This window comes from Streptomyces sp. SID14478 (genome assembly GCF_010548525.1).
GTDB lineage: Bacteria > Actinomycetota > Actinomycetes > Streptomycetales > Streptomycetaceae > Streptomyces.
Genome location: NZ_JAAGMG010000297.1, coordinates 1 through 252, shown reverse-complemented (window position 1 = coordinate 252; position 252 = coordinate 1). Strand labels below are relative to the sequence as shown.

The following is a 252-nucleotide window of genomic DNA, read 5'->3' as shown; positions in this document are numbered from 1 at the left end:
TCACCACCTCTCCGGCTGAGATGGAGTGCAAGAAATGAAGGAAAAGTTCCCGCTCCGCCCGCATCAGATTGAAGCGGTGGACGCTGCCGTGGCAGGTCTCGATATTCCTCCGGGAATGAGAATTCCCCCGCAGGGTTTGCGAGGAACGGTGGTCAGTGCGTGCGGTACGGGTAAGACGTTCATCGGTGCTGCTGCGGTCCGTCGTCTGGCGCCGGGCGGGCGCGTTCTCGTGATGGTGCCGACTTTGGCCCT

The 252-nt window shown here is 61.9% G+C and carries 1 protein-coding gene; it reads left to right on the top strand.

Annotation, left to right across the window (positions count from 1 at the left end):
- Positions 1 to 34: 34 nt before the first annotated feature.
- A partial coding sequence (locus G3I40_RS09950) for a DEAD/DEAH box helicase family protein (RefSeq protein WP_164301789.1) occupies positions 35 to 252 on the top strand: 218 nt, incomplete at its 3' end.